Here is a 1,450-nt window from a genome sequence, read left to right as displayed (position 1 = left end):
CTAGTAGGGCTTGGTCAGGTTCGCATGGGTGTCGGTATGTCGCGATGGCAGGTCGGGCAATTGCCTGCCCAGGTGGCGAGGACCAACTGCAGCTCGCGGACGACCTGGTAGAGACTCAGGCCGTTGCCGTTCCTTTTGGGGCCCGGGCCAGCCTCCGCAGGGTGCAGAAGGCGTGGGCCAGGGCGACGAGGGTGACATGGTGGTGCCAGCCGGTGTAGGTGCGGCCCTCGAAGTGAGCCAGTCCCAGGGCCTGCTTCATCTCGCGGTAGTCGTGTTCGATGCGCCAGCGGAGCTTGGCGAGGCGGACCAGGGTGGTCAGCGGGGTGTCGGCGGGCAGGTCGGAGAGCCAGAACTGCACCGGCTCGGCCTCCCGGGCGGGCCACTCGGCCAGCAGCCAGCACTCGGGCAGCTCGACGCCGTCGGTGGCGTCGCGGATCTCGCGTCCGGCCGGGCGGATCCGCAGCGCGACGAACCGCGAGTACATGCGCTTGAACCCGGTGTGGCCCCTGCCCGGGCGCGAGCCCTCGCGCCAGGACACCGGCCTGGCCGCCTTCCGACCCGCCTCCACCGCCAGGGCCTTCACACTCTTCGCCGGCTCGGGATAGCGGGCGACCGGCGGGCGGCCGGTCCCGCTGTAGGGCGGGGTGACGGGCCGGGCGGAGCCCGGCTGGGCGCTGAGCGTGGTGGAGATCCCCACGACGTAGTTCAGGCCGCGCTCGGCCACGCCCAGCCGGAACGCGACCGCATCGCCGTAACCGGCGTCCGCGACGACGAGCGGGACGTGCACGCCCCAGGAGCGAGTCTCATCGACCATGTCCAGGGCGAGTTGCCACTTCTCCACGTGTCCCAGGTCCGCGGGGATCTGGCAACGCTCGCGACGGGCGACCTTCTCGGGCTCGGCCTTCTCCGAGGTCGGGTCCCAGGACTTGGGGAGGAACAGTCTCCAGTCGACCGCCGCGGAGGCGTGGTCGGTGGCCAGGTGCAGCGAGACGCCCACCTGGCAGTTGGTGACCTTGCCGGCGGTGCCGGTGTACTGCCTCGACACGCACGCGGAGGCGTCGCCGTCCTTCAGGAAACCGGTGTCGTCGATGATCAGCGCCGTCGGCTTCAACTCGGTCTGCATCTTCCACGCCAGCCGGGCCCGGACATGCGCCGGGTCCCACGGACTGGTGGTCACGAAGTGCGCGAGTGCCTGCCGGTTGCCGTCCTCGCCGAGCCGGGCAGCCATCGGCTCAACCGACTTGCGCCCGCCGTCCAGCAGCAGCCCACGCACATAGACCTGTCCCCAACGGCGTTGATCGTTGCGGGTGAACGCCTCGAACAGCTCCGCCGTGAACGCCTCCAGGTCCTCCCGGACCTCAGTCATCTCCCCAGGTGTCACACACCCTCAACGACACAACCCGCCGTTGGACACGCCCAACCCCGACGAACCTGACCAAGCCCTACTAGG

Annotated in this window: 1 protein-coding gene; it reads right to left on the bottom strand. The window is 70.1% G+C overall.

The annotated features are described in order from the left end of the window. Nucleotides 1-115: 115 nt before the first annotated feature. Nucleotides 116-1,366 (bottom strand): IS701 family transposase, encoded by a 1,251-nt coding sequence (locus ACFV1W_RS40630; protein ID WP_380422612.1) that lies wholly within the window; start codon nt 1,364-1,366, stop codon nt 116-118. Nucleotides 1,367-1,450 lie beyond the last annotated feature (84 nt).

Origin of the sequence: Kitasatospora sp. NPDC059648 (assembly GCF_042734825.1) — a bacterium.
Taxonomy (GTDB): domain Bacteria; phylum Actinomycetota; class Actinomycetes; order Streptomycetales; family Streptomycetaceae; genus Kitasatospora.
Note: the sequence above shows the minus strand (reverse complement) of the source record. Positions and strands in the feature narration are given on the sequence as shown.